The following is a 17,016-nucleotide window of genomic DNA, read 5'->3' as shown; positions in this document are numbered from 1 at the left end:
GGGTCAGCCGGCGGAGACGAGGCCCGCCTCGTAGGCGAGGATGACGAGCTGGACCCGGTCGCGGGCCTCCAGCTTCGCGAGGAGCCGGGTGACATAGGTCTTCACGGTGCCGAGACTGATGTGGAGTTCGTCGGCGATCTCGGTGTTGGAGAGGCCGCGGCCGACGAGGGTGAGGACCTCCGCCTCGCGTTCGGTGGTGCGCTCGGCGACCCGGAGCGCGGCGGTGTTCGGGCCGGCCGAGGCGGCCTCCCGGCCGTCGCGGGGGCGGCGGGTGAACTCCTTGATGAGGCGCCCGGTGACGCCGGGGGCGATGAGCGCCTCTCCGGAGGCGACGATCCGGACCGCGGCCAGGATGTCGTCCATGGCCATGTCCTTGACGAGGAACCCGGATGCGCCGGCGTGGAGGGCTCCGTAGACGTGGTCGTCGTCGTCGAAGGTGGTGAGGACGACGACCCGCGCGCCGGTGCGGCCGGCGGTGATCCGCCGGGTGGCCTCGATGCCGTCGGTACCGGGCATCCGCAGGTCCATGACGACGACGTCGGCGGCGGTCTCCTCCACGAGTCGGACGGCTTCGGCGCCGTCTGACGCCTCTCCGGCGACGATCAGGTCGTCGGTCTCGGCCATGACCATGCGCAGGGCGGTGCGGACGAGGGGCTGGTCGTCGGCGAGGACCACCCGGACCGGGGGCGGTGTGGCGGGAGCGGTGGTGGTGTCGCTCATGCGGGGGCGGCTCCTGGTGGGACGGGCAGGTGGGCGGTGACGCGGAAGCCGCCCCCGGGCCGGGGGCCGGCGGTGAACTCGCCGTCCAGCAGTCCGACGCGCTCGCGCATGCCGACGAGGCCGTAGCCGGAGCCGCCACCGGTCACCTCGCGTCTGCGGCCGGAGACGGGGCCCGGGTCCTCGACGGTGAGGGCGACGGTCCCGGGGTCGCGGAGATCGACGGTGACGGTGCACCGGTCGGCGCCGGAGTGACGGACGACGTTGGTCACGGACTCCTGAAGGACGCGGAAGGCGGAGAGGTCGATGTCGGCCGGGAGGGGACGCGCGGCGCCGACGCGGCGGACGGTCACCCGCACGCCCGCGGCTCCGGTCGTGTCGGCGAGCCGGTCGAGCGACGCGAGCCCCGGCATGTCGGGGAGGGCGGACCCGGCGGGAGTGTCGGAGGCCTGGTCGGACGGAGTGCCGGGGGTGTCTGCGGTGCGGAGGGCGCCGAGCATGCGGCGGAGGCCGGCGAGGGTGTCGCGACTGGCGATCTCGATCTCCCCGAGGGCCTCGCGGGCGAGGTCGGGCCGCTTGTCGATGACGAGGCGGGCGGCACCGGCCTGGAGCGCGACGATGCCGATGCTGTGGGCGACGGTGTCGTGCATCTCCCGGGCGATCCGCAGCCGTTCGGCGACGACGGCCTGCTCGGCGGCGCGGGCGCGCGTCTCCTCCGCGTGGAGGCGGTTCTGCCGTGCGAACCGGCCGAGGAGCCAGACGAGCCCGGTGGTGGACAGCACGGCGAGAGCGGTGGTGGTGCCGACGGTCCAGCCCGCGACGAAGCGTATGCCGAGGTGGCCGACGACGACTCCGATCGCGAGGAGAGCGGCGCGCTCGGCCTCTTTCGTCGGGCGATTGGCGGCGATGGTGTAGAGGGCGACGTAGACGGCGAGGTACTGGGCGAGCGGTATGGCGGTGACGCCCAGTGGCAGGGATCCGAGGACGGCGGCCGCGAGCAGGTGGCCGAGGCCGGCGGTGGGCCGGCGGTGGAGGAGGGCGCTGCCGCGGAGGGCGAGGGCGGTGGCGAGGGCGAGCATCGTGAGCCCGTCCCAGCGGAGGAAGACGACGCCCGCGAGGACCTCGGCCTTCTCCTGACCGGGCAGTCGCATACGGAGGAGGGCGGTGAAGAGGAGTCCGGCGAGCCAGGCGGACGCGGCCCACCGACCGGGCGTGACCCGTCCGAGGCGCGGCGTTGCCGAGGTCGCTGACATGCGGTGATCGTAGATCGCGGGGGCTTCTCGCGTCATCAACCCCTGGTCGTACGACCAGGGATGACAAGCGACGGCGTGATTGTCCGTCCTGGTCCGATGTCCGGGGGCGGTGCCGGGCGGCACCGTTGTGGACATGATCGAAGTCAAGGAACTCTCCAAGCGCTACGGCGCCACCCTCGCGGTCGACCGGCTGTCGTTCACCGTGCGGCCGGGCCGGGTCACCGGCTTCCTCGGGCCCAACGGCGCGGGGAAGAGCACGACGTTGCGGATGATCCTCGGCCTGCACGCGCCGAGCGGCGGCACGGTGACCGTCGGAGGCCGGCGGTTCTCGGACCGGCCGCGCGGGCTGCGTCACGTGGGCGCGCTCCTCGACGCCTCGGACGTGCATGGCGGACGGACCGCTCGCTCGCACCTCGCGGTCCTCGCGCGGAGCAATCGGATACCGCTCTCGCGGGTCGACGAGGTGCTGGAGGAGGTCGGTCTCGGTGCCGCGGCGCGGCGGCGGATCGGCGGCTACTCGCTGGGCATGCGACAGCGGCTGGGCATAGCGGGCGCGCTGCTGGGCGATCCGCCGGTGCTGCTCTTCGACGAGCCGCTGAACGGACTGGATCCGGAGGGGGTGCACTGGGTGCGCGGGCTGTTCGGGCGGCTCGCCGCGGAGGGGCGGACCGTCTTCGTCTCCAGTCATCTGATGAGCGAGATGGAGCACACGGCCGACGACCTGGTGGTGGTCGGCCGGGGCCGGCTGATAGCCGAGGAGAGCCTCGAGGAGTTCGCGGCGCGGGGGGCGCGACCGAGCGTGACGGTCGTGACCTCGGCAGCGGGCGTGCTGACGCCGGTGCTGCTGGCGGCGGGTGGCGAGGTGGTGTCGGAGGACGGCCGGCTGACGGTGATGGGGTTGAGCGCGGCGCGGATCGGCGAGCTGGCCATGGAGCACCGGGTGGTGCTGGACGAGCTGGCGACCCGCAGGGCCTCGCTGGAGGAGGCGTTCATGGAGCTGACGGCGGAGAGCGCCGACTACACGGCAGGGGGTGCCCGATGACGCTGGTCGTTCCGATGACGGAGCCGAAGGACCGGTTCCGCGATCTGGTGGCTTCGGAGTGGCTGAAGCTGTGGTCCCTGAGGTCGACCGGGTGGTCGTTGCTGCTGGGGGCGCTGGCGGTGATGGCGTTCAACGTGGGCACGGCGTGGGACCACTACCGGTACTGGTCGGCCTACGACGAGGCTTCGCGGGCCGAGTTCGTGGCCAACGGCCTGGCGCTCGGTGACGCGTTCACCGGGAACGCGGCGATGGTCCTGGTGCTGTTCTCGGCGGCGATGGGCGCGGTGGCGGTGGTCGGCGAGTACGGCAGCGGCCAGGTGCGCACGACGTTCGCGGCGGTGCCGGCCCGGGGGGCGCTGATATCGGCGAAGGCGCTGGTACTGGCCGGGTCGCAGGCGGGGTTCGGGGCGGTGGTCGCAGGCGGGTCGTTCTGGGCGACGCAGGCGGTGCTGTCGCTGCGGGACACCGGGGTGTCGCTGGGGCATCCGGGGGCGGTCCGGCTGGTGCTGGCGTCGGCACTGCTGGCTCCGGTGTGCGCGCTGGCGGGGATGGCGCTGGGGGCTCTGGTGCGGCGGGGTGCTGCGGCGGTGGTCGGTGCGGTGGTTCTGCTGCTGTTGCTGCCGGCGGTGCTGAGCGAGGAGCGTCGTCTGACGGCGGTGCTGGGCCACGCGATGCCGTTGCAGGCGTGGCGGCGGCTGGCCGGGGAGGGGGCAGTGGGGCCGTTCCCGTGGACGACGGGCGGGGCGTGGCTGGTCTACGGCGCCTGGGCCGCGGTGTCGGTGCTGGTGACGGTCGTGGTGGTCCGTCGACGGGACCAGTGAGGCGGTGCGGGGTCAGCGGTGGCCGGCGCGGGTGAGGCGGCGGCGGAGGCGGATCTCGTGGACGAGGCGGCCGACGAGGGCGCTGCCGTAGACGACGAAGCCGACCCCGACGAGCCAGGACTGGAGGACGAGGACGGTGCCGAACTGGCCGTAGGTGACGGCGTTGGAGGCGATCAGCGGAGAGAAGACCAGCTGGGAGAAGACCCGCAGACCGAGGAGGCCGAGGGCGGTGAGCACGGCGCCGGGTAGGAGGGCGCGCCAGCGGATGCGGCCGCAGAGGAGGAAACGCTGGGACCACCAGAAGAAGAGGAAGGTGCCGAGGAGGTCTCCGGTGGCGACGAGGACGGTGACGCCGGCCGGGGCGTGCTCGGGAGCGGGGAAGGCGACGAAGAGGAGGAGGGCGGCGATTAGGACGGCGAGCCAGACGATATGGCGCCACATGGTGTGCCAGCGGGCGGTGGGGAGGTCCCAGGCGCGTTCGTAGCCGGTCTGGACGGCGGAGCCGAAGGTGACGCCGAAGGCCGCGAGGGCGGCGAGGCCGAAGGCGGTGGTGCGCTGGAGAGCCTGGCCGGGCTGGCCGAAGAGGCGTTCGACCTCTTCCTGGGAGACCTCGGTGACGCCGAGGCCCTGGACGAGCCAGCGGGCGAAGCCCTGGCCGCGGGCGAGATCGGCGGCGGCGACGACGATGAGGAGGGGGACGAGGGTGAGGAGGCTGAGGGCGGCGAACCCCATGGCGCGGTGCATGAGTTCCATGGCTCGGCCGCGGTTCCAGGCGAGCCCCACGGGTGATGCGAGCAGGCGGGTGTGCCACCGCTGGAACAGGGGCTCGTCGGGGTGCGGCGGCTGGTCGCGCGGCGTACCGGGGTTGGGGGGCATGTCTGGTGCGGTACCCGCCGGAGGGCCGGGGACCGCAGCGATACGGCCGAACGGATGGTGTGGGACGGGTGGTGTCGGGCGGCTGAGGTCAGGAGGCGGGCAGGGGGCGGGCGCCGGGGCCGGGGGTGACGGTGACCTCGCGGGCGCCGAGGGTCTCGGCGTCGCCGCCGGCGCACCGGACGACGACCTGGACGGGGGATCCGCAGGAGGTGTGGCTGATGTCCAGGGCGGGGCCCTCGGGGTCGCCGGTGTGGGTGTCACCCCACTGCTTGAGGGCGAGCAGGACGGGCCAGAGGTCGATGCCCTTGGGAGTGAGGCGGTACTCGTTGCGGGTGCGGGTGCCGGGTTCCCGGTAGGGGACGCTGCGGAGGACTCCGGCGGCGACGAGTTTGCGGAGCCGGTCGGCGAGGACGGCCTCGGAGAGTCCGATGTGGCGGCGGAAGTCGTCGTACCGGCGGACGCCGTTGAAGGCGTCGCGCAGGATGAGGAGGCTCCACTTCTCGCCCACGACGTCCAGGGTGCGGCCGATCGAGCAGTTCTCGGTGTCCGTCTCCAGCCACTTCATCGTCACACTGTAGCCACCTGGCTGCGTCGTTGACAGTCAGACGAACAGGGGTCTAGCTTCGATCTACAGAGTCAGCCGTCACGAGCGACGGTCGGGGCACGACGGAGTGGAGTGATCATGGGGCGGTCGCGGACGGTCGAGTGGGAGGACGCGGGGGCCACGGCTCGGGCGGCGGCGTCGATGGCCGGTCTCGACTTCCTGCGCGAGATGATCGCGGGGCGGCTGCCGGGCCCGCCGATCGCGGCGCTGCTGGGGTTCTCCCTGGAGGAGGTCGAGGACGGCCGGGCGGTCTTCGCACTGGAGCCGGGCGAGGAGCACTACAACCCGATCGGCAGCGTGCACGGCGGGGTCTACGCCACGCTGCTGGACTCGGCAGCGGGGTGCGCGGTGCACACCACGCTGCCGCTGGGGACCGCGTACACCTCGCTCGACCTTCAGACCCGGTTCCTGCGCCCGATCACGATGGACACGGGCAAGGTGCGGGCCGTCGGCACGGTCATCTCGCGGGGGCGACGCACCGCGCTCGCGGAGGCCGGGCTGTACGACGGGGAGGACCGCCTCCTCGCGCACGCGACCAGCACCTGCATGCTCTTCCCGGTTCCCGGCCGGGAGAAGGGCGCCGGCGCCTGACGCCCGGCCGCGCCCGTCCGGTCAGCGCAGGACGAGCACCGGGCGGGCGCGGGTACAGCGGTCGGGGGCGACGTCGGGGGCCGACATGGCCTGGAGGGCCGCGCTGACCAGGGTGGCGAGCAGGTCGATGTCGGACCCGGCGTCGAGCCGGACCGTCACCCAGCCGGAGCCGGCTCGCAGCCGTACCGCGGTCGAGGTCTGGAGCGCGGGCCGCAGTCGGGCGACCATCGCGCGGGTGAGATGGACGTCGGCCTCGTGCTCGCCGTGGAAGTGGACGATCTCCTCCGTCGCCGTCCCGAGGCCGAGTTCGGCACCGCAGTGCGCACGGCCACGGATCAGCGAGGGCCAGCTCATCAGACGTTCACTGGCATGCCTGGCCGTGTTCATACGAGGAGCGTGCCGGGCGGCGGGGCCCGGCACAAGCGTCCTGGCGAAAGAATCCCGTCGAGGCCGGAAACCATCGGCCGCAGAGGGCGAGGTGACGTGATGTCACCACCGTGGGTGGGGCCGGCGGAGCGCTCCGTCACGGGTGCCGGCTCAGGTCGCCGGCCTGGTCCGGACGCGGGCGGCGAGGACGGCGACGTCGTCCTCGGCGTGGTGGGCGTCGAGCCGGCCGAGGACCTCGTCGACCACCTGTTCGGGTCCGGGTTCCGGCGGCAGTCGCAGTCCGGCCAGCCGGGCCAGCGAGACGTCGATGTCCTCTCCCCGGCGCTCGACCAGGCCGTCGGTGAAGAGCAGCAGCGTGTCGCCCTGTCCGAGCTCACGGGTGGCGGGCTCGTAGCCGCCGACGCCGGTGCCGAGCGGAGGGCCGACGGGCAGGTCCACGAGTTCGGCCGAGCCGTCCGGGCCGAAGACCGCGGGCGGGAGGTGGCCGGCACTGGCGAAGGTGGCGGTGCCGCGCCCGGGGTCCACGCGGACCAGGAGACAGGTCGCGGGGCGGCGGGCCCCGTCCTCCGCGACGACCGCGTCCAGGTGGCGCAGCACCCGGTGGGGCGGAAGGTCGGTGGCGGCGACCTCCCGGAGCGCGGAGCGGTAGGCGTTCATGTCGACGGCGGCGTCGAGGCCGTGCCCCATGACGTCGCCGACGACGAGCAGGCTGCGCCCGAAATGGAGTCGTACCGTCTCGAACCAGTCACCGCCGACCAGGGTGTGCGGTCCGGCCGGCAGATAGCGACCGGCGATCTCCAGGTTGGGGTGGGGGCGGCCGGGTTCGGCGACGAGGGCGCGCTGGAGGTGGAGGGCGACCTCCTCCGTGGCGGCGAGCTGCCGGGAGTGCCGGATGTGGCGCGCGGCGAGACGGGCCGCCTGCCGCATTACGGCGAGGTCCGCGTCGGTGTACGGGGCCGTGGTGCGGGTGAGCGTGACCGTCCCCAGCGGTCGCTCGCGGTCCACGGCGAGCGGGGCGGTCAGCGTGTGGGCGGGCTCCGGACCGGCGGCGGCCTGCGGGGCGGGCGAAGCAGGCGGGGCGGGCGAAGCAGGCGGGGCGGCATGCGGGTCGGCTGTGGCCCCGGGGGTCACGGCCGCCGCCGCGCCTGCCGACACCCCCGGGTCCGCGAGCGGCCCGCTTATCGTGGCCTCCGGGGTGGCGGGCGGGTCAACCGCGGCCCGCTGCGGGGCGGGCGGGGTCGTGGGCGGGCCGTGGGGGTCCTCGGCCACGCCGTCGGTCAGGGCGACGGTGGCGGTGCCGCCGGGGTGACGGGCGAGAAAGGCGACGAGTTCACGGCAGGTGACGACCTCGTCGAGCGTGGTGCCGATCGTGCCGATCGCCGCCTCCAGAGCGGACGACAGACACCGCTCGGCCTCGTCTCTCTCCGCCACGACACCTCCACCGCCGCGCGGTCACCGGGCGGGCGACGGGCGCCCGCTCATCCCCATTGCACCAGCGGGCGGCGTTCCGCGCGCGGCACGGGGGCGCGGGAACGGTTGTGCGGCGACGCGGGATCTGATCAAGTACCCCCAGAGGCTACCGGCCAGTAGGACGCTTCGCTCCCTGGGGGACTGTCATGACGAACGGATTCTTCGGCTCCGTCGACGAGGTCGCCGAGCGGCTCGCGGCGACCGGGTACCTGGCCTCCCCCGCCATCGCCACCACGGTCTTCCTCGCCGACCGGCTGGGCAAACCGCTCCTCGTCGAAGGCCCCGCCGGCGTCGGCAAGACACAGCTGGCCAAGGCCGTCACGGAGGCGACCGGGGCCCGGCTCGTGCGACTCCAGTGCTACGAGGGCGTGGACGAGGCGCGGGCTCTGTACGAGTGGAACCACGCCAAGCAGCTGTTGCGGATCACCGCCGGCCGGGGCGAGTCCTGGGACGAGGCCCGCACCGACATCTTCAGCGAGGAGTTCCTGCTCCCCCGCCCGCTGCTGACCGCGATCCGTTCCGAGGAGCCGACCGTGCTGCTCGTGGACGAGACCGACAAGGCGGACGTCGAGGTGGAGGGCCTGCTCCTGGAGGTCCTCGGCGACTTCCAGGTGACCGTGCCCGAGCTGGGCACGATCACCGCCGCCCGGCGACCCTTCACCGTCCTCACCTCCAACGCGAGCCGGGAGCTGTCCGAGGCGCTGCGGCGGCGGTGCCTCTTCCTGCACATCGGGTTCCCCGAGGAGGATCTGGAGCGCCGGATCGTCACCCTGAAGGTGCCGGGCCTCGACGCGGCCCTGGCCGCCTCGGTCGTCCGGGTCGTGGGGGCGCTGCGCGCGATGGACCTGCGGAAGGTGCCCTCCGTCTCGGAGACGATCGACTGGGCCCGCACCCTCCTCGCCCTGGGAGCGGACCGGCTGGACGAGCGGGTGGTCGGGGAGACCCTGGGGGTCCTGCTCAAGCACCAGGACGACATCGTGAGGGCGGCGGCCGCGCTGGACCTGGACGCGGTGTGACCGGCGCCCCCGAGCCCGCCGGCTCCGCCGCCCCGTCCGCCCTCTCCGGGACCGAGGCCGGGCCGGGTGGGCCAGAGGGGCCGGGTGAGCCAGTGGGGCCGGGTGGGTCGATGGGGCCGGAAGGTTCGGCGGTGCGGCAGGAGGGGCCGGTGGAGCGGCTGACCGGCCTGGTGGCGGCACTGCGGGACCACGGTTTCGGCATCGGCACCGGCGAGACCGTGGACGCCGGACTCGCACTGGAGGCGGTCGGGTTCGCCGATCGGGAGCGGATGCGGGAGGCGCTCGCCGCGACCCTGCTGCACGGGGAGCAGCAGCGCCCGGTCTTCGGCCGCGTCTTCGACCTGTACTTCCCGGCGAAGGCGACGACTTCGACGCCGACGGCGGCCACCGGCCCCGGCCCCGGCCCCGGCCCCGAAGGCCACCCCGACGGCCACCCGGACGACGCCGCTCTCGCCGGCCTGCGCGAGCGGATCGCCGAGGCGTTGGCCGCCGGCGACACGGCCCTCCTGGACCGGCTCGCGGCCGAGGCGGTGGCCGGCTTCGGCGGGTACGGCTCCGGCCCGGGGACCGACGGCTGGTCTTCGCACCAGGCCCTCTCCCGGCTCCGCCCCGAGACCCTGCTCGCCCGGGTGCGCGCCGCACGCACGGCGTCGGGCCGGGAGCCCGAGTTCACCGACCGGCTGATCGACGAGGAGATCCGCCGGGCGATCGAGGGGTTCCGCGAGCGGGTGCGGACCGAGGCCCGGCGCCGGGTCGCCGAACGGCAGGGCCGTGACCGGGTGGCCCGGCGGGCGGTGGCCGGGACGCCGGACCGGGTGGACTTCCTGCTGGCCGGGCGCGAGCAGCTGGACGAGCTGCGGCGGACGGTACGGCCGCTGGCGCGGAAGCTGGCCACCCGGCTCGCGGCCCGCCGGCGCCGGGCCACGCACGGCGAGATCGATCTGCGGCGGACCTTGCGGGGCTCGCTCTCCACCGGCGGCGTGCCGGTGCGGCCGGTAATGCGCCGACGCCGTCCCGGGCGGCCCGAGCTGGTGCTGCTGTGCGACGTGTCCGGGTCGGTGGCGGGATTCGCCGAGTTCACGATGGCGCTGGTGCAGGCGCTGCACGACCAGTTCAGCCGGGTTCGCGTCTTCGCCTTCGTCAACCGGGTCGACGAGGTCACCGGGCTCCTGGCACGGGGCGCGGCGGACCCGGCGGGGCTCGGCGAGCGGATCCTCGCGGAGGCACGACTGACCGGTTGGCACGGTCAGAGCGACTACGGGACGGCGCTCGACGAGTTCATCGAGCGGTACGCGGACGCGGTCGGTCCGCGCACGGTCGTCTTCGTCCTCGGCGACGCCCGCACGAACCGGGCCGACCCGCGGACGGAGTCGCTGCGGCTGATCGCCGAGCGCGCCCGCGGGGTGCACTGGCTCAACCCGGAGCAGCCGGCGCTGTGGGGCACGGGCGACTCGGTGGCACCGCTGTACGCGGAACTGGTGGACATGTGGCCCTGCCGCAACGCCCGCCGGCTGGGCGAACTGATCGGACGGCTGCTGCCCGTCTGACCCCGGGTCCCGTGGGCCGGGACACACCGCCGGGGCGGAACACCGGCGGTCCGGTCGGTCCCGTGGCACGATCGGCCCATGGCCACGACCGGATCCGAACCCCCTGAGACCGATTTCCCGCGCGGCATCGGCTCGCCCGCGACCCGCGCCCTCGCCGCCGCCGGCTACACCCGTCTCGACGAGCTCTCGGGCGTACCGACGGCCGAGCTGGCCGCCCTGCACGGGGTGGGCCCCAAGGCCCTGCGCATCCTCGGCGAGACCCTCGCGGAGCGGGGCCTCGCCCCCCTCGGCTGACGACCGGCCCACCACCGCGCCTCGCCGTCCCCGCCCTCGCCGCCTCGCCGTCCCCGCCCGCCACCGTCGCACCGTCCCGGCGGCCCGCCCCACGACCGCCACCGCCGCACCACCACTCCCGCACGCGCCCCCTCCCGCACCCCCTCCCACACTCCCGCTCGCACTCCCGCCCTCACCGTCCCGGCTGTACGGTCCGGGGGCGGGCGAACTAGCGTGGGGCCATGGAACTCCTGGGAGCGATCACCTCCGACCGGCCGCTGCTCGTCCTCGCCGTCAAGGAGGAGGCGCAGTTCTTCGACACGTCCCTGCCCGTGCTCCTCACCGGCATGGGCAAGGTCAACGCGGCAACCGCGCTCGCCACGGTCCTGGGTCGGGGCCCGCGTCCCTCCGGCATCGTCAACCTCGGCACCGCCGGCGCCCTGCGCACCGGCTGGTCGGGCACGCACGTGGTCGGCACGGTCGTCCAGCACGACCTGGACGGCGAGCTCCTCGCGACGCTGACCGGTGAGACGTACGGCGCGCCGATCGCGCTCCCCGACGGCGGTGACGTGGTCCTCGCCACCGGGGACGCGTTCATCTCCGACGAGGCCGCCCGCGCCCGGCTCGCCGAGCGGGCCCCACTGGTGGACATGGAGGGCTACGCGCTGGCCGCGGCGGCGGAGGCGTCCGGGGTGCCGCTGCGCATCGTGAAGCACGTGAGCGACGAGGCGGGCGACGGCGCCGACCGCACCTGGCGCGACTCCGTCGCCGCCTGCTCCCGCGAGCTGGCCGACTGGGCGGCGGCCCACATCCCGGCGTACCGGACCTGACAAGGGCCGCTCTCCCCTGCCCGCCCGCCCGTCGGGTCAGGGGTTCTGGAAGTGGACCTCCGGGTGGGTCGGGGAGGGCCCGGCGAGCAGGCCGTCCGGTGCTCCGCGCAGGTGCCGGTCGAAGAAGGCCGCCACGTAGGCGCGGGTGAGGGAGACGGCCCGTTCGGGCGCGATCTCCGGGGCCGGCAGCCCGAAGTGGCGCTCGATCATCGGGAAGTCCGAGTAGGTCGAGTGCGCGGATCCGGCCACCGTGAGCCATCGCTTCCAGCCGTCGAGCCGGGGCCACATCCGGTCCCAGCTGGTGTCCTCGCCGCCCGGCAGGTGGACCTCGTCGTGGGTCCCGAGCATCATGAAGGGCCGCCCGCGCAGCCGTTCCGCCGGCAGCTCCTCCCAGAAGGCGCCGTCCATGTTCACGCCGGCGTCGATCCTGCGGTCGGCCACCATGGCGGTGGCGGCGCTCGCTCCCCCGATGGAGTGCCCGGCCATCCCGATCCGGCGTGCGTCGATGATCCTCGCGTGCCGCCACGCGGGGCGGGGGCCGGTGAGCCGGTCCAGGACGAAGCGCATGTCGGCTGCCCTGGTCGAGGTCACGACGCCGGCGGGGACGCCCTGTTCGTCGAGGGCGACGCAGGCGACGCAGCCCAGCGTCTCTCCCCCGGGCAGGGTGGTGCCGAACGACTCGTAGGCGTGGTCGACGGAGGCGACGACGTAGCCGCGTGAGGCGAGGTCCTCGGCGAGGTGGGTGAGCGTCCAGCGCGAGACGGAGAAGCCCGGCGAGAGCAGCACGAGCGGGCGGCGTCCGGGTGCGGGGCGGACGTCGCTCCTGCTGTGGGTCCGGGTGGCGGCGACGACGTCCGCCGGCATCGCGGAGGCGGCGCCGATCCCCTCGGCCAGCCGGCGTGCCTCCTCGCGGCCGGCGTACGGGGCGCGGGGCCCGCCGCCGGACCGTGCGGCCGGGTAGTGGAGGGTGACCATCAGCCGTCGCCCGTCGGCGGTGGGCACCCAGGGGTCGGTACGGGAACGGTCGACGAGCGGCAGGACGGTGCTGCCCACGGGGTGGCGTCCGGTCGGCGCGGGCAGCGTGAAGGGCTTCGCGGGGGCCGCGGCGTCCGCGACGGTGGCGGCGGGCGCGGTGCCGGCCGCGGAGGCCGTGGCCGTCGAGGCCACGGCGGTTCCGGCGGTGCCGGCGGGTAAGGCGAGGGCGCAGGCGAGTACGGCGGCAGCGGCCGCCCGGGTGAGTCGCTTCATGCGGACCACGCTAGAAGGACTCCGCCGGGCGCCGCGTCGTCCGCGAGGCGTACCCCGGCCGGAGGAGGTTCGGCCGAGGGGGAGCTCCAGGTAGGAGCAGGTTCAGCCGAGGGGCAGCTCCAGGTAGGAGGCGGCCTCGGGCGGCGAGCCGAGTTCGGTCTGCGTCCAGGTGACGGAGGCGTCCCCGTACAGCGGGTCCTTGCTGTCGACGACGAGCATCAGGCGGTGGCCGGCCGGGATGTCGTACGCGGCGGCCTGGAGGGACCAGGTGACGGTGGTGTCCTGGTCGGGTGTCAGGTCGTAGGCGTTCAGCGGCTCGTGGGTGATGATGCGCGCGGTGCCGTCCGCGGCCACGTCGAAGAGGTGGGCGATGAGGCCGGCCGAGGCGACGGTGGAGCGGACCGTGAGCCGGAGCCGGGGGACGCCGCGGACGCGCCGGCCGACGGGGCCGCCGTCGGCGGCGACGAGGGGTTCGGTCGCCCAGGCGAGGGCGTGCCGCCGGTCGAACTTGTGCGTGTCGTAGACCTTGGGGTCGCCCCTCCACTCGGCCTGTCCGGTGCGGAGGAGTTCGCCCATCGCGGTGGCCTCGGTGTCGACGCCGGCGAGGAAGGTGCGGCGCCAGCCGGTGGTCCCCGCGTCCCCGTCCGCCGGTACGAGCCGGCCGTCCGCGCCGCCGGCGCCGTCGCCGGTGAGCCCGAGGCGTTCGTGGCCGACGGTGACGTCCTGCCAGGTGGCGCGGGACTCGCGGACGGCGGGTTCGACGATCCGGTGCGTCCCGGTGGGCTGTCCCGTGACGGGGTCGAGCGCGGGCTCGGTGACGTAGGTGAACATCACCTGGCCGCAGACCTCGTCCCACTCCTCCACCCCGTTGCGTTCGCCCTTGAGATGGTGGTCGAGCCATGCGTACGCCTCGTCGAGGACCGGGTCGGGGGAGCCGGGGGAGGTGCCGAGGAGGCCGGCGCCCTCGGGGGCGGCGTGGTCGCCGATCCAGAGGTTGAGGCGCTTGGGGACGCGGAGCCGGTCGAAGGTGTCGACGGCCTCGTTGACCGCGAAGAGACTCTCGTGCCAGGTGTTCGAGTAGAAGGTGGGGGTGCCGTGGTCGTCGGTGAGGTCGGCGTACGTCAGCGGTGAGCGGCGCTCGCCCCAGCGGACGACGGCGTCGAGGTTCCGGTCGTTCAGGAAGTCGTCGAGGATCCGCCGGTTCTCCTCGTCGAACTTCTCCTCCACGGGGCCGCCGGTGAAGCCGATGAGCGCCTTGACGGCGGCGAGGTGGCGGGTCCTGTGGTCGTAGAGGCTGGTGGCGAGGTTGCCCCAGGTGCTGAGGGCGACGACGGCGGCGACGCGCTCGTCGTGGGCGGCGACGAGCTGGCTGATGCCGGAGCCGTAGGACTCGCCGAGGAAGCCGATGACGGCGGGGGCGAAGCGCTCGACGCCGAAGTCGACGACGGTGGAGCCGTCGGCCACGTCGTTCGGGCCCGCGACGTCGACGTATCCCTCGGAGGTGGTCGGGAGGCCGGGGATACCGAGGCCGCGCGGGGTGTAGGCGAGGACGTGGTAGCCGCGGAGGGCGAGGGCGAGGTAGGCGCCGGGGAAGAGCCCCCAGCCGAAGGGTGTCCATCCGGAGGGCACGACGACGAGCGGGTGGGGGCCGGGTCCGAGCTGCCGCAGGCTGAAGGCGGAGAGGCGGTGGCCGTCCGTGGTCTCGACGCGGTGGTAGCCGGGCACGGCGAGGCCGCGCACCCGGGCGACGCGCTCGGCGAGCGGGGCGGGCAGTGTGCCTTCCGGGAGGGGGCCGTCGGCGAGGAGGGCGGTGACGACGCTCTGGCCGAACCGGACCGCCTCGGGGTGGACCGTGCCGCCGGAGGCCCAGAGGCCGTCGGCCGCGACGCGTTCCGCGTCGGCCTCACTGAGGGTGGTCCTGAGTCCGGGGAATCCCGGGAACTCCTCGGACGAGCCGTCGGTGGTGGGGTTGGACTGGGGCACGTGCACCCGTTCCTCTCGACTGGAGTGTGACCGTCCGTCATGCGGACGCACGCAAGCCTCACGTATCGGGAAGGGAGTGACCAGAGCGCACGAAGGGCGCACGCATCACGCAACAGGGCGGGAACGCCCCAGGCCGCCTCGAACTCGACGTTTGGGAGCGGAGGGTTCCGTTCCGGCGCTTGTCAGCGGGAGGTGCCGGGCGTCGCGGCCCCGCCGGTGCGGGCGACGAGCAGGGCGGCGACGTCGTCGTCCAGGCCGCCGGCGCCGTAGGCGGCGAGGTCCTGGTGGAGCAGCTCGGGGACCTGTTCGGAGGAGGCGTCGGCCCACTGCCGGGCGCGTTCCTCCAGCGGGTAGAACACGCCGGCGCGATCGCGGGTCTCGCTCACGCCGTCGGTGTAGAGCAGGAGCCGGTCCCCCGGCCCGAAGGGGAATTCCTCGATGCGGTGGACGGAGTCCGCGAGCCCGGCGAGGTTGAGGGGCAGGGAGGGTTCGGCGACGTCCACGGTGGTGACGGTCGCGCCGCGCTGGAGCAGGGGGGCCGGGTGGCCGCAGTTGAGGAGCCGGGCGGTGGGTCCGGCGTCGGGCAGTTCGACGAGGACGACGGTGGCGAAGCGTTCGGCCGCGTCGGAGTCGGGGTCCCAGGCCGCGTAGCGGGCCAGTCCCTCGTCGAGCCGGTCGGCGAGGGCGCCGAGGTCGGGCGCGTCGTACGCGGTCGAGCGGAAGGCGCCGAGGAGGACGGAGGCGGTCTCGACGGCGCCGAGGCCCTTGCCCTGGACGTCGCCGAGCATGATCCGTACGGCTCCCGGGATCTGCACGGCCTCGTAGAAGTCGCCGCCGATGCGGGCCTTGGCCGCGGCGGCCACGTACAGCAGGTGGAGTTCGAAGGGGCCGAGGCGGGGCGGCAGCGGGCGGAGCACCACGCGCTGGACGACGTCGGCGACGGCCGTGACCTCGGCGAGGTCACGCTCGTAGCGGCTGCGGACCGCGCTGATCCAGGCGGCCACGGCGGTGATGGAGAGGATGAGGCCCTCGCTGGCGAGGAGTTCGTCCTCGACGGGTCCGCCGCGGCTGAGGACGAGCACCGCCCGCAGCGCCATGGCGGCGGCGCCCATGCCGATGGTCCCCCACACGCTCCAGGTGGCGGCGGCGAGGGCCGGGACGGTGAAGAGCAGGCGGTCGACCCGCTCGGCGTCGGGGGTGACGAGGTCCGCCACGACGACCACGACCATGACCAGGACGGGCAGGGCGCGGCCCAGGTTGAACTGGGCCCGCGACGTGGTGGCGGGTCGGGGCCGGGGCCGGGGACCAGCTGCGTGCATTTCATGATCGTACGCAGAACGGGCGGCCCGGCCGGGGCTCGCCCGGCTGGCGTGTCCCGTCGGCCCGGCGCGGGGACTGCCCAGGGCTCACCCTGAGGTGCAGGCTGAGACATCCGGCGCACACTCCCCCGAGTCGGAACTTTCCCCACACAGGCGTGCACATACAGGCCTGGAAGAGACAGCTTCCATTCCGGAATGATCCTTCCGTTACACTGGTGGGCAGCGAAGGGGAGTAGCCCTGCGAACCGGTCGTCGACACACTGGAACCCCCGGGTTCCCGGTGACCGGGTCCGTGCATGACGCGGACGGGCGAGACCTTCGGCCAGGCATCACCGCGCCCGCACCCCCGTGGGCGTGGTTCGTCATGCCGGGCCGAGTGGTCCTCCCGTCGCCCTCCGAAGGTGCCGTGCGGAGCCACCGGGCCCGGACCGAGCAGAGAGCGCCGGTATGCACCTCGACCCCTTGGCGATCGTCACCGCCTTCGGGCTCATCTTCCTCGCCGAGCTTCCCGACAAGACGATGTTCGCGTCGCTCGCCATGGGCACGCGCATGCGTCCCCTGTACGTGTGGTTCGGGACCTCCGCCGCCTTCGCGGTGCACGTCGGCATCGCCGTCGGCGCCGGCAGCCTCCTCGGGATGCTGCCGGGCTGGATCGTCAAACTCGTCTCGGCGCTGATGTTCGGCTTCGGCGCCTTCATCCTGCTGCGCGGCGGGGGCGACGACGAGGAGGACGCGGGCGGCAGGACCGTCACCGGCTTCTGGCCGGTGTTCTCCACGGCCTTCATGGCCGTCTTCATCAGCGAGTGGGGCGACCTGACCCAGATCACCACCGCCAACCTCGCCGCCACCAACGGCACCGCGTCGACCGCGATCGGCTCCTTCATCGCCCTCACCTCGGTCTCCGCGCTGGCCCTGGTCGCCGGCCGCTTCATCGCCAAGCGCGTCCCGCTCAAGACCGTCCAGCGCGTCGGCGGCGTCTGCATGGCGGGCCTCGCGATCTGGTCCCTCGTCGAGGTCTTCACCGGCTGACCAGCCCGGC

At 74.2% G+C, this 17,016-nt stretch carries 17 protein-coding genes; 8 read left to right on the top strand and 9 right to left on the bottom strand.

The window, feature by feature from the left end; genetic code table 11:
- Positions 1-3: 3 nt before the first annotated feature.
- Complete coding sequence (locus ACF1BN_RS12805) at positions 4-720, bottom strand: response regulator (RefSeq protein WP_392331616.1); 717 nt, start codon at positions 718-720, stop codon at positions 4-6.
- Positions 717-1,970 carry a sensor histidine kinase gene (locus tag ACF1BN_RS12800; protein ID WP_392331615.1) on the bottom strand — a complete coding sequence of 418 codons (1,254 nt, stop codon included), beginning with the start codon at positions 1,968-1,970 and terminating at the stop codon, positions 717-719. The genes ACF1BN_RS12805 and ACF1BN_RS12800 overlap by 4 nt, the downstream gene beginning before the upstream one ends.
- 133 nt (positions 1,971-2,103) lie before the next feature.
- Here ACF1BN_RS12800 and ACF1BN_RS12795 point away from each other — a divergent pair, with 133 nt between their 5' ends.
- Positions 2,104-3,012, top strand: coding sequence for an ABC transporter ATP-binding protein (locus ACF1BN_RS12795; protein ID WP_392331614.1), 909 nt, complete (start codon positions 2,104-2,106; stop codon positions 3,010-3,012).
- Complete coding sequence (locus tag ACF1BN_RS12790) at positions 3,009-3,833, top strand: ABC transporter permease (RefSeq protein ID WP_392331613.1); 825 nt, start codon at positions 3,009-3,011, stop codon at positions 3,831-3,833. The genes ACF1BN_RS12795 and ACF1BN_RS12790 overlap by 4 nt, the downstream gene beginning before the upstream one ends.
- 12 nt (positions 3,834-3,845) lie before the next feature.
- Here the strand turns inward: ACF1BN_RS12790 and ACF1BN_RS12785 are convergent, their stop codons facing one another.
- Both ACF1BN_RS12785 and ACF1BN_RS12780 read right to left on the bottom strand, forming a co-directional pair.
- Positions 3,846-4,709, bottom strand: coding sequence for a YhjD/YihY/BrkB family envelope integrity protein (locus tag ACF1BN_RS12785; RefSeq protein ID WP_392331612.1), 864 nt, complete (start codon positions 4,707-4,709; stop codon positions 3,846-3,848).
- A gap of 88 nt (positions 4,710-4,797) precedes the next feature.
- Complete coding sequence (locus ACF1BN_RS12780; RefSeq protein WP_392331611.1) at positions 4,798-5,274, bottom strand: winged helix-turn-helix transcriptional regulator; 477 nt, start codon at positions 5,272-5,274, stop codon at positions 4,798-4,800.
- Positions 5,275-5,391: 117 nt separating this feature from the next.
- Between ACF1BN_RS12780 and ACF1BN_RS12775 the strand changes: the two genes are divergently transcribed.
- Positions 5,392-5,904, top strand: coding sequence for a PaaI family thioesterase (locus ACF1BN_RS12775; protein WP_392331610.1), 513 nt, complete (start codon positions 5,392-5,394; stop codon positions 5,902-5,904).
- A gap of 21 nt (positions 5,905-5,925) precedes the next feature.
- On the opposite strand, the gene ACF1BN_RS12770 is transcribed toward ACF1BN_RS12775, so the two are convergent.
- Positions 5,926-6,291, bottom strand: a complete 366-nt coding sequence (locus tag ACF1BN_RS12770) for a luciferase family protein (RefSeq protein WP_376601855.1) — start codon at positions 6,289-6,291, stop codon at positions 5,926-5,928.
- Between the two features lie 150 nt (positions 6,292-6,441).
- Positions 6,442-7,722 carry a PP2C family protein-serine/threonine phosphatase gene (locus ACF1BN_RS12765; RefSeq protein WP_392331609.1) on the bottom strand — a complete coding sequence of 427 codons (1,281 nt, stop codon included), beginning with the start codon at positions 7,720-7,722 and terminating at the stop codon, positions 6,442-6,444.
- Between the two features lie 185 nt (positions 7,723-7,907).
- Here ACF1BN_RS12765 and ACF1BN_RS12760 point away from each other — a divergent pair, with 185 nt between their 5' ends.
- From ACF1BN_RS12760 to ACF1BN_RS12745, 4 genes are all read left to right on the top strand, one after another.
- Positions 7,908-8,777 carry an AAA family ATPase gene (locus tag ACF1BN_RS12760; protein WP_392331608.1) on the top strand — a complete coding sequence of 290 codons (870 nt, stop codon included), beginning with the start codon at positions 7,908-7,910 and terminating at the stop codon, positions 8,775-8,777.
- 110 nt (positions 8,778-8,887) lie between these two features.
- Positions 8,888-10,324, top strand: coding sequence for a VWA domain-containing protein (locus ACF1BN_RS12755; protein ID WP_392331607.1), 1,437 nt, complete (start codon positions 8,888-8,890; stop codon positions 10,322-10,324).
- Between the two features lie 78 nt (positions 10,325-10,402).
- On the top strand, positions 10,403-10,618 hold the full coding sequence (locus ACF1BN_RS12750; protein ID WP_392331606.1) for a DNA-binding protein: 216 nt from the start codon (positions 10,403-10,405) through the stop codon (positions 10,616-10,618).
- A 221-nt stretch (positions 10,619-10,839) separates the two neighbouring features.
- Positions 10,840-11,427: a nucleosidase gene (locus ACF1BN_RS12745; RefSeq protein ID WP_392331605.1), complete on the top strand. Its 588-nt coding sequence runs from the start codon at positions 10,840-10,842 to the stop codon at positions 11,425-11,427.
- 36 nt (positions 11,428-11,463) lie between these two features.
- On the opposite strand, the gene ACF1BN_RS12740 is transcribed toward ACF1BN_RS12745, so the two are convergent.
- The 3 genes from ACF1BN_RS12740 to ACF1BN_RS12730 form a co-directional block, all read right to left on the bottom strand.
- The gene (locus tag ACF1BN_RS12740) at positions 11,464-12,675 is read right to left on the bottom strand and encodes an alpha/beta hydrolase family protein (protein WP_392331604.1); all 1,212 of its coding nucleotides are present in this window, start codon (positions 12,673-12,675) and stop codon (positions 11,464-11,466) included.
- Between the two features lie 102 nt (positions 12,676-12,777).
- A complete protein-coding gene (locus ACF1BN_RS12735) occupies positions 12,778-14,658 on the bottom strand; it encodes a CocE/NonD family hydrolase C-terminal non-catalytic domain-containing protein (protein WP_392331603.1) in 1,881 nt (626 codons plus the stop codon).
- A gap of 182 nt (positions 14,659-14,840) precedes the next feature.
- Positions 14,841-15,977: a PP2C family protein-serine/threonine phosphatase gene (locus ACF1BN_RS12730; RefSeq protein WP_392331602.1), complete on the bottom strand. Its 1,137-nt coding sequence runs from the start codon at positions 15,975-15,977 to the stop codon at positions 14,841-14,843.
- Positions 15,978-16,424: 447 nt separating this feature from the next.
- Here ACF1BN_RS12730 and ACF1BN_RS12725 point away from each other — a divergent pair, with 447 nt between their 5' ends.
- Positions 16,425-17,006 (top strand): TMEM165/GDT1 family protein, encoded by a 582-nt coding sequence (locus tag ACF1BN_RS12725; protein WP_392331601.1) that lies wholly within the window; start codon positions 16,425-16,427, stop codon positions 17,004-17,006.
- Positions 17,007-17,016 lie beyond the last annotated feature (10 nt).

It is taken from the genome of Streptomyces sp. NPDC014861, from assembly GCF_043081625.1.
GTDB lineage: Bacteria > Actinomycetota > Actinomycetes > Streptomycetales > Streptomycetaceae > Streptomyces.
This window is presented reverse-complemented; position numbering and strand designations above follow the sequence as displayed.

What these genes read in the sequence shown, in the direction of transcription:
- ACF1BN_RS12770 (WP_376601855.1), bottom strand. Translation starts at nt 6,291, where the DNA reads ATGAACACGGCCAGGCATGCCAGTGAACGTCTGATGAGCTGGCCCTCG.
- ACF1BN_RS12730 (WP_392331602.1), bottom strand. Translation starts at nt 15,977, where the DNA reads ATGCACGCAGCTGGTCCCCGGCCCCGGCCCCGACCCGCCACCACGTCG.
- ACF1BN_RS12740 (WP_392331604.1), bottom strand. Translation starts at nt 12,675, where the DNA reads ATGAAGCGACTCACCCGGGCGGCCGCTGCCGCCGTACTCGCCTGCGCC.
- ACF1BN_RS12725 (WP_392331601.1), top strand. Translation starts at nt 16,425, where the DNA reads ATGCACCTCGACCCCTTGGCGATCGTCACCGCCTTCGGGCTCATCTTC.
- ACF1BN_RS12795 (WP_392331614.1), top strand. Translation starts at nt 2,104, where the DNA reads ATGATCGAAGTCAAGGAACTCTCCAAGCGCTACGGCGCCACCCTCGCG.
- ACF1BN_RS12805 (WP_392331616.1), bottom strand. Translation starts at nt 720, where the DNA reads ATGAGCGACACCACCACCGCTCCCGCCACACCGCCCCCGGTCCGGGTG.
- ACF1BN_RS12775 (WP_392331610.1), top strand. Translation starts at nt 5,392, where the DNA reads ATGGGGCGGTCGCGGACGGTCGAGTGGGAGGACGCGGGGGCCACGGCT.
- ACF1BN_RS12760 (WP_392331608.1), top strand. Translation starts at nt 7,908, where the DNA reads ATGACGAACGGATTCTTCGGCTCCGTCGACGAGGTCGCCGAGCGGCTC.
- ACF1BN_RS12750 (WP_392331606.1), top strand. Translation starts at nt 10,403, where the DNA reads ATGGCCACGACCGGATCCGAACCCCCTGAGACCGATTTCCCGCGCGGC.
- ACF1BN_RS12790 (WP_392331613.1), top strand. Translation starts at nt 3,009, where the DNA reads ATGACGCTGGTCGTTCCGATGACGGAGCCGAAGGACCGGTTCCGCGAT.
- ACF1BN_RS12745 (WP_392331605.1), top strand. Translation starts at nt 10,840, where the DNA reads ATGGAACTCCTGGGAGCGATCACCTCCGACCGGCCGCTGCTCGTCCTC.
- ACF1BN_RS12780 (WP_392331611.1), bottom strand. Translation starts at nt 5,274, where the DNA reads ATGAAGTGGCTGGAGACGGACACCGAGAACTGCTCGATCGGCCGCACC.
- ACF1BN_RS12755 (WP_392331607.1), top strand. Translation starts at nt 8,888, where the DNA reads ATGGGGCCGGAAGGTTCGGCGGTGCGGCAGGAGGGGCCGGTGGAGCGG.
- ACF1BN_RS12800 (WP_392331615.1), bottom strand. Translation starts at nt 1,970, where the DNA reads ATGTCAGCGACCTCGGCAACGCCGCGCCTCGGACGGGTCACGCCCGGT.
- ACF1BN_RS12785 (WP_392331612.1), bottom strand. Translation starts at nt 4,709, where the DNA reads ATGCCCCCCAACCCCGGTACGCCGCGCGACCAGCCGCCGCACCCCGAC.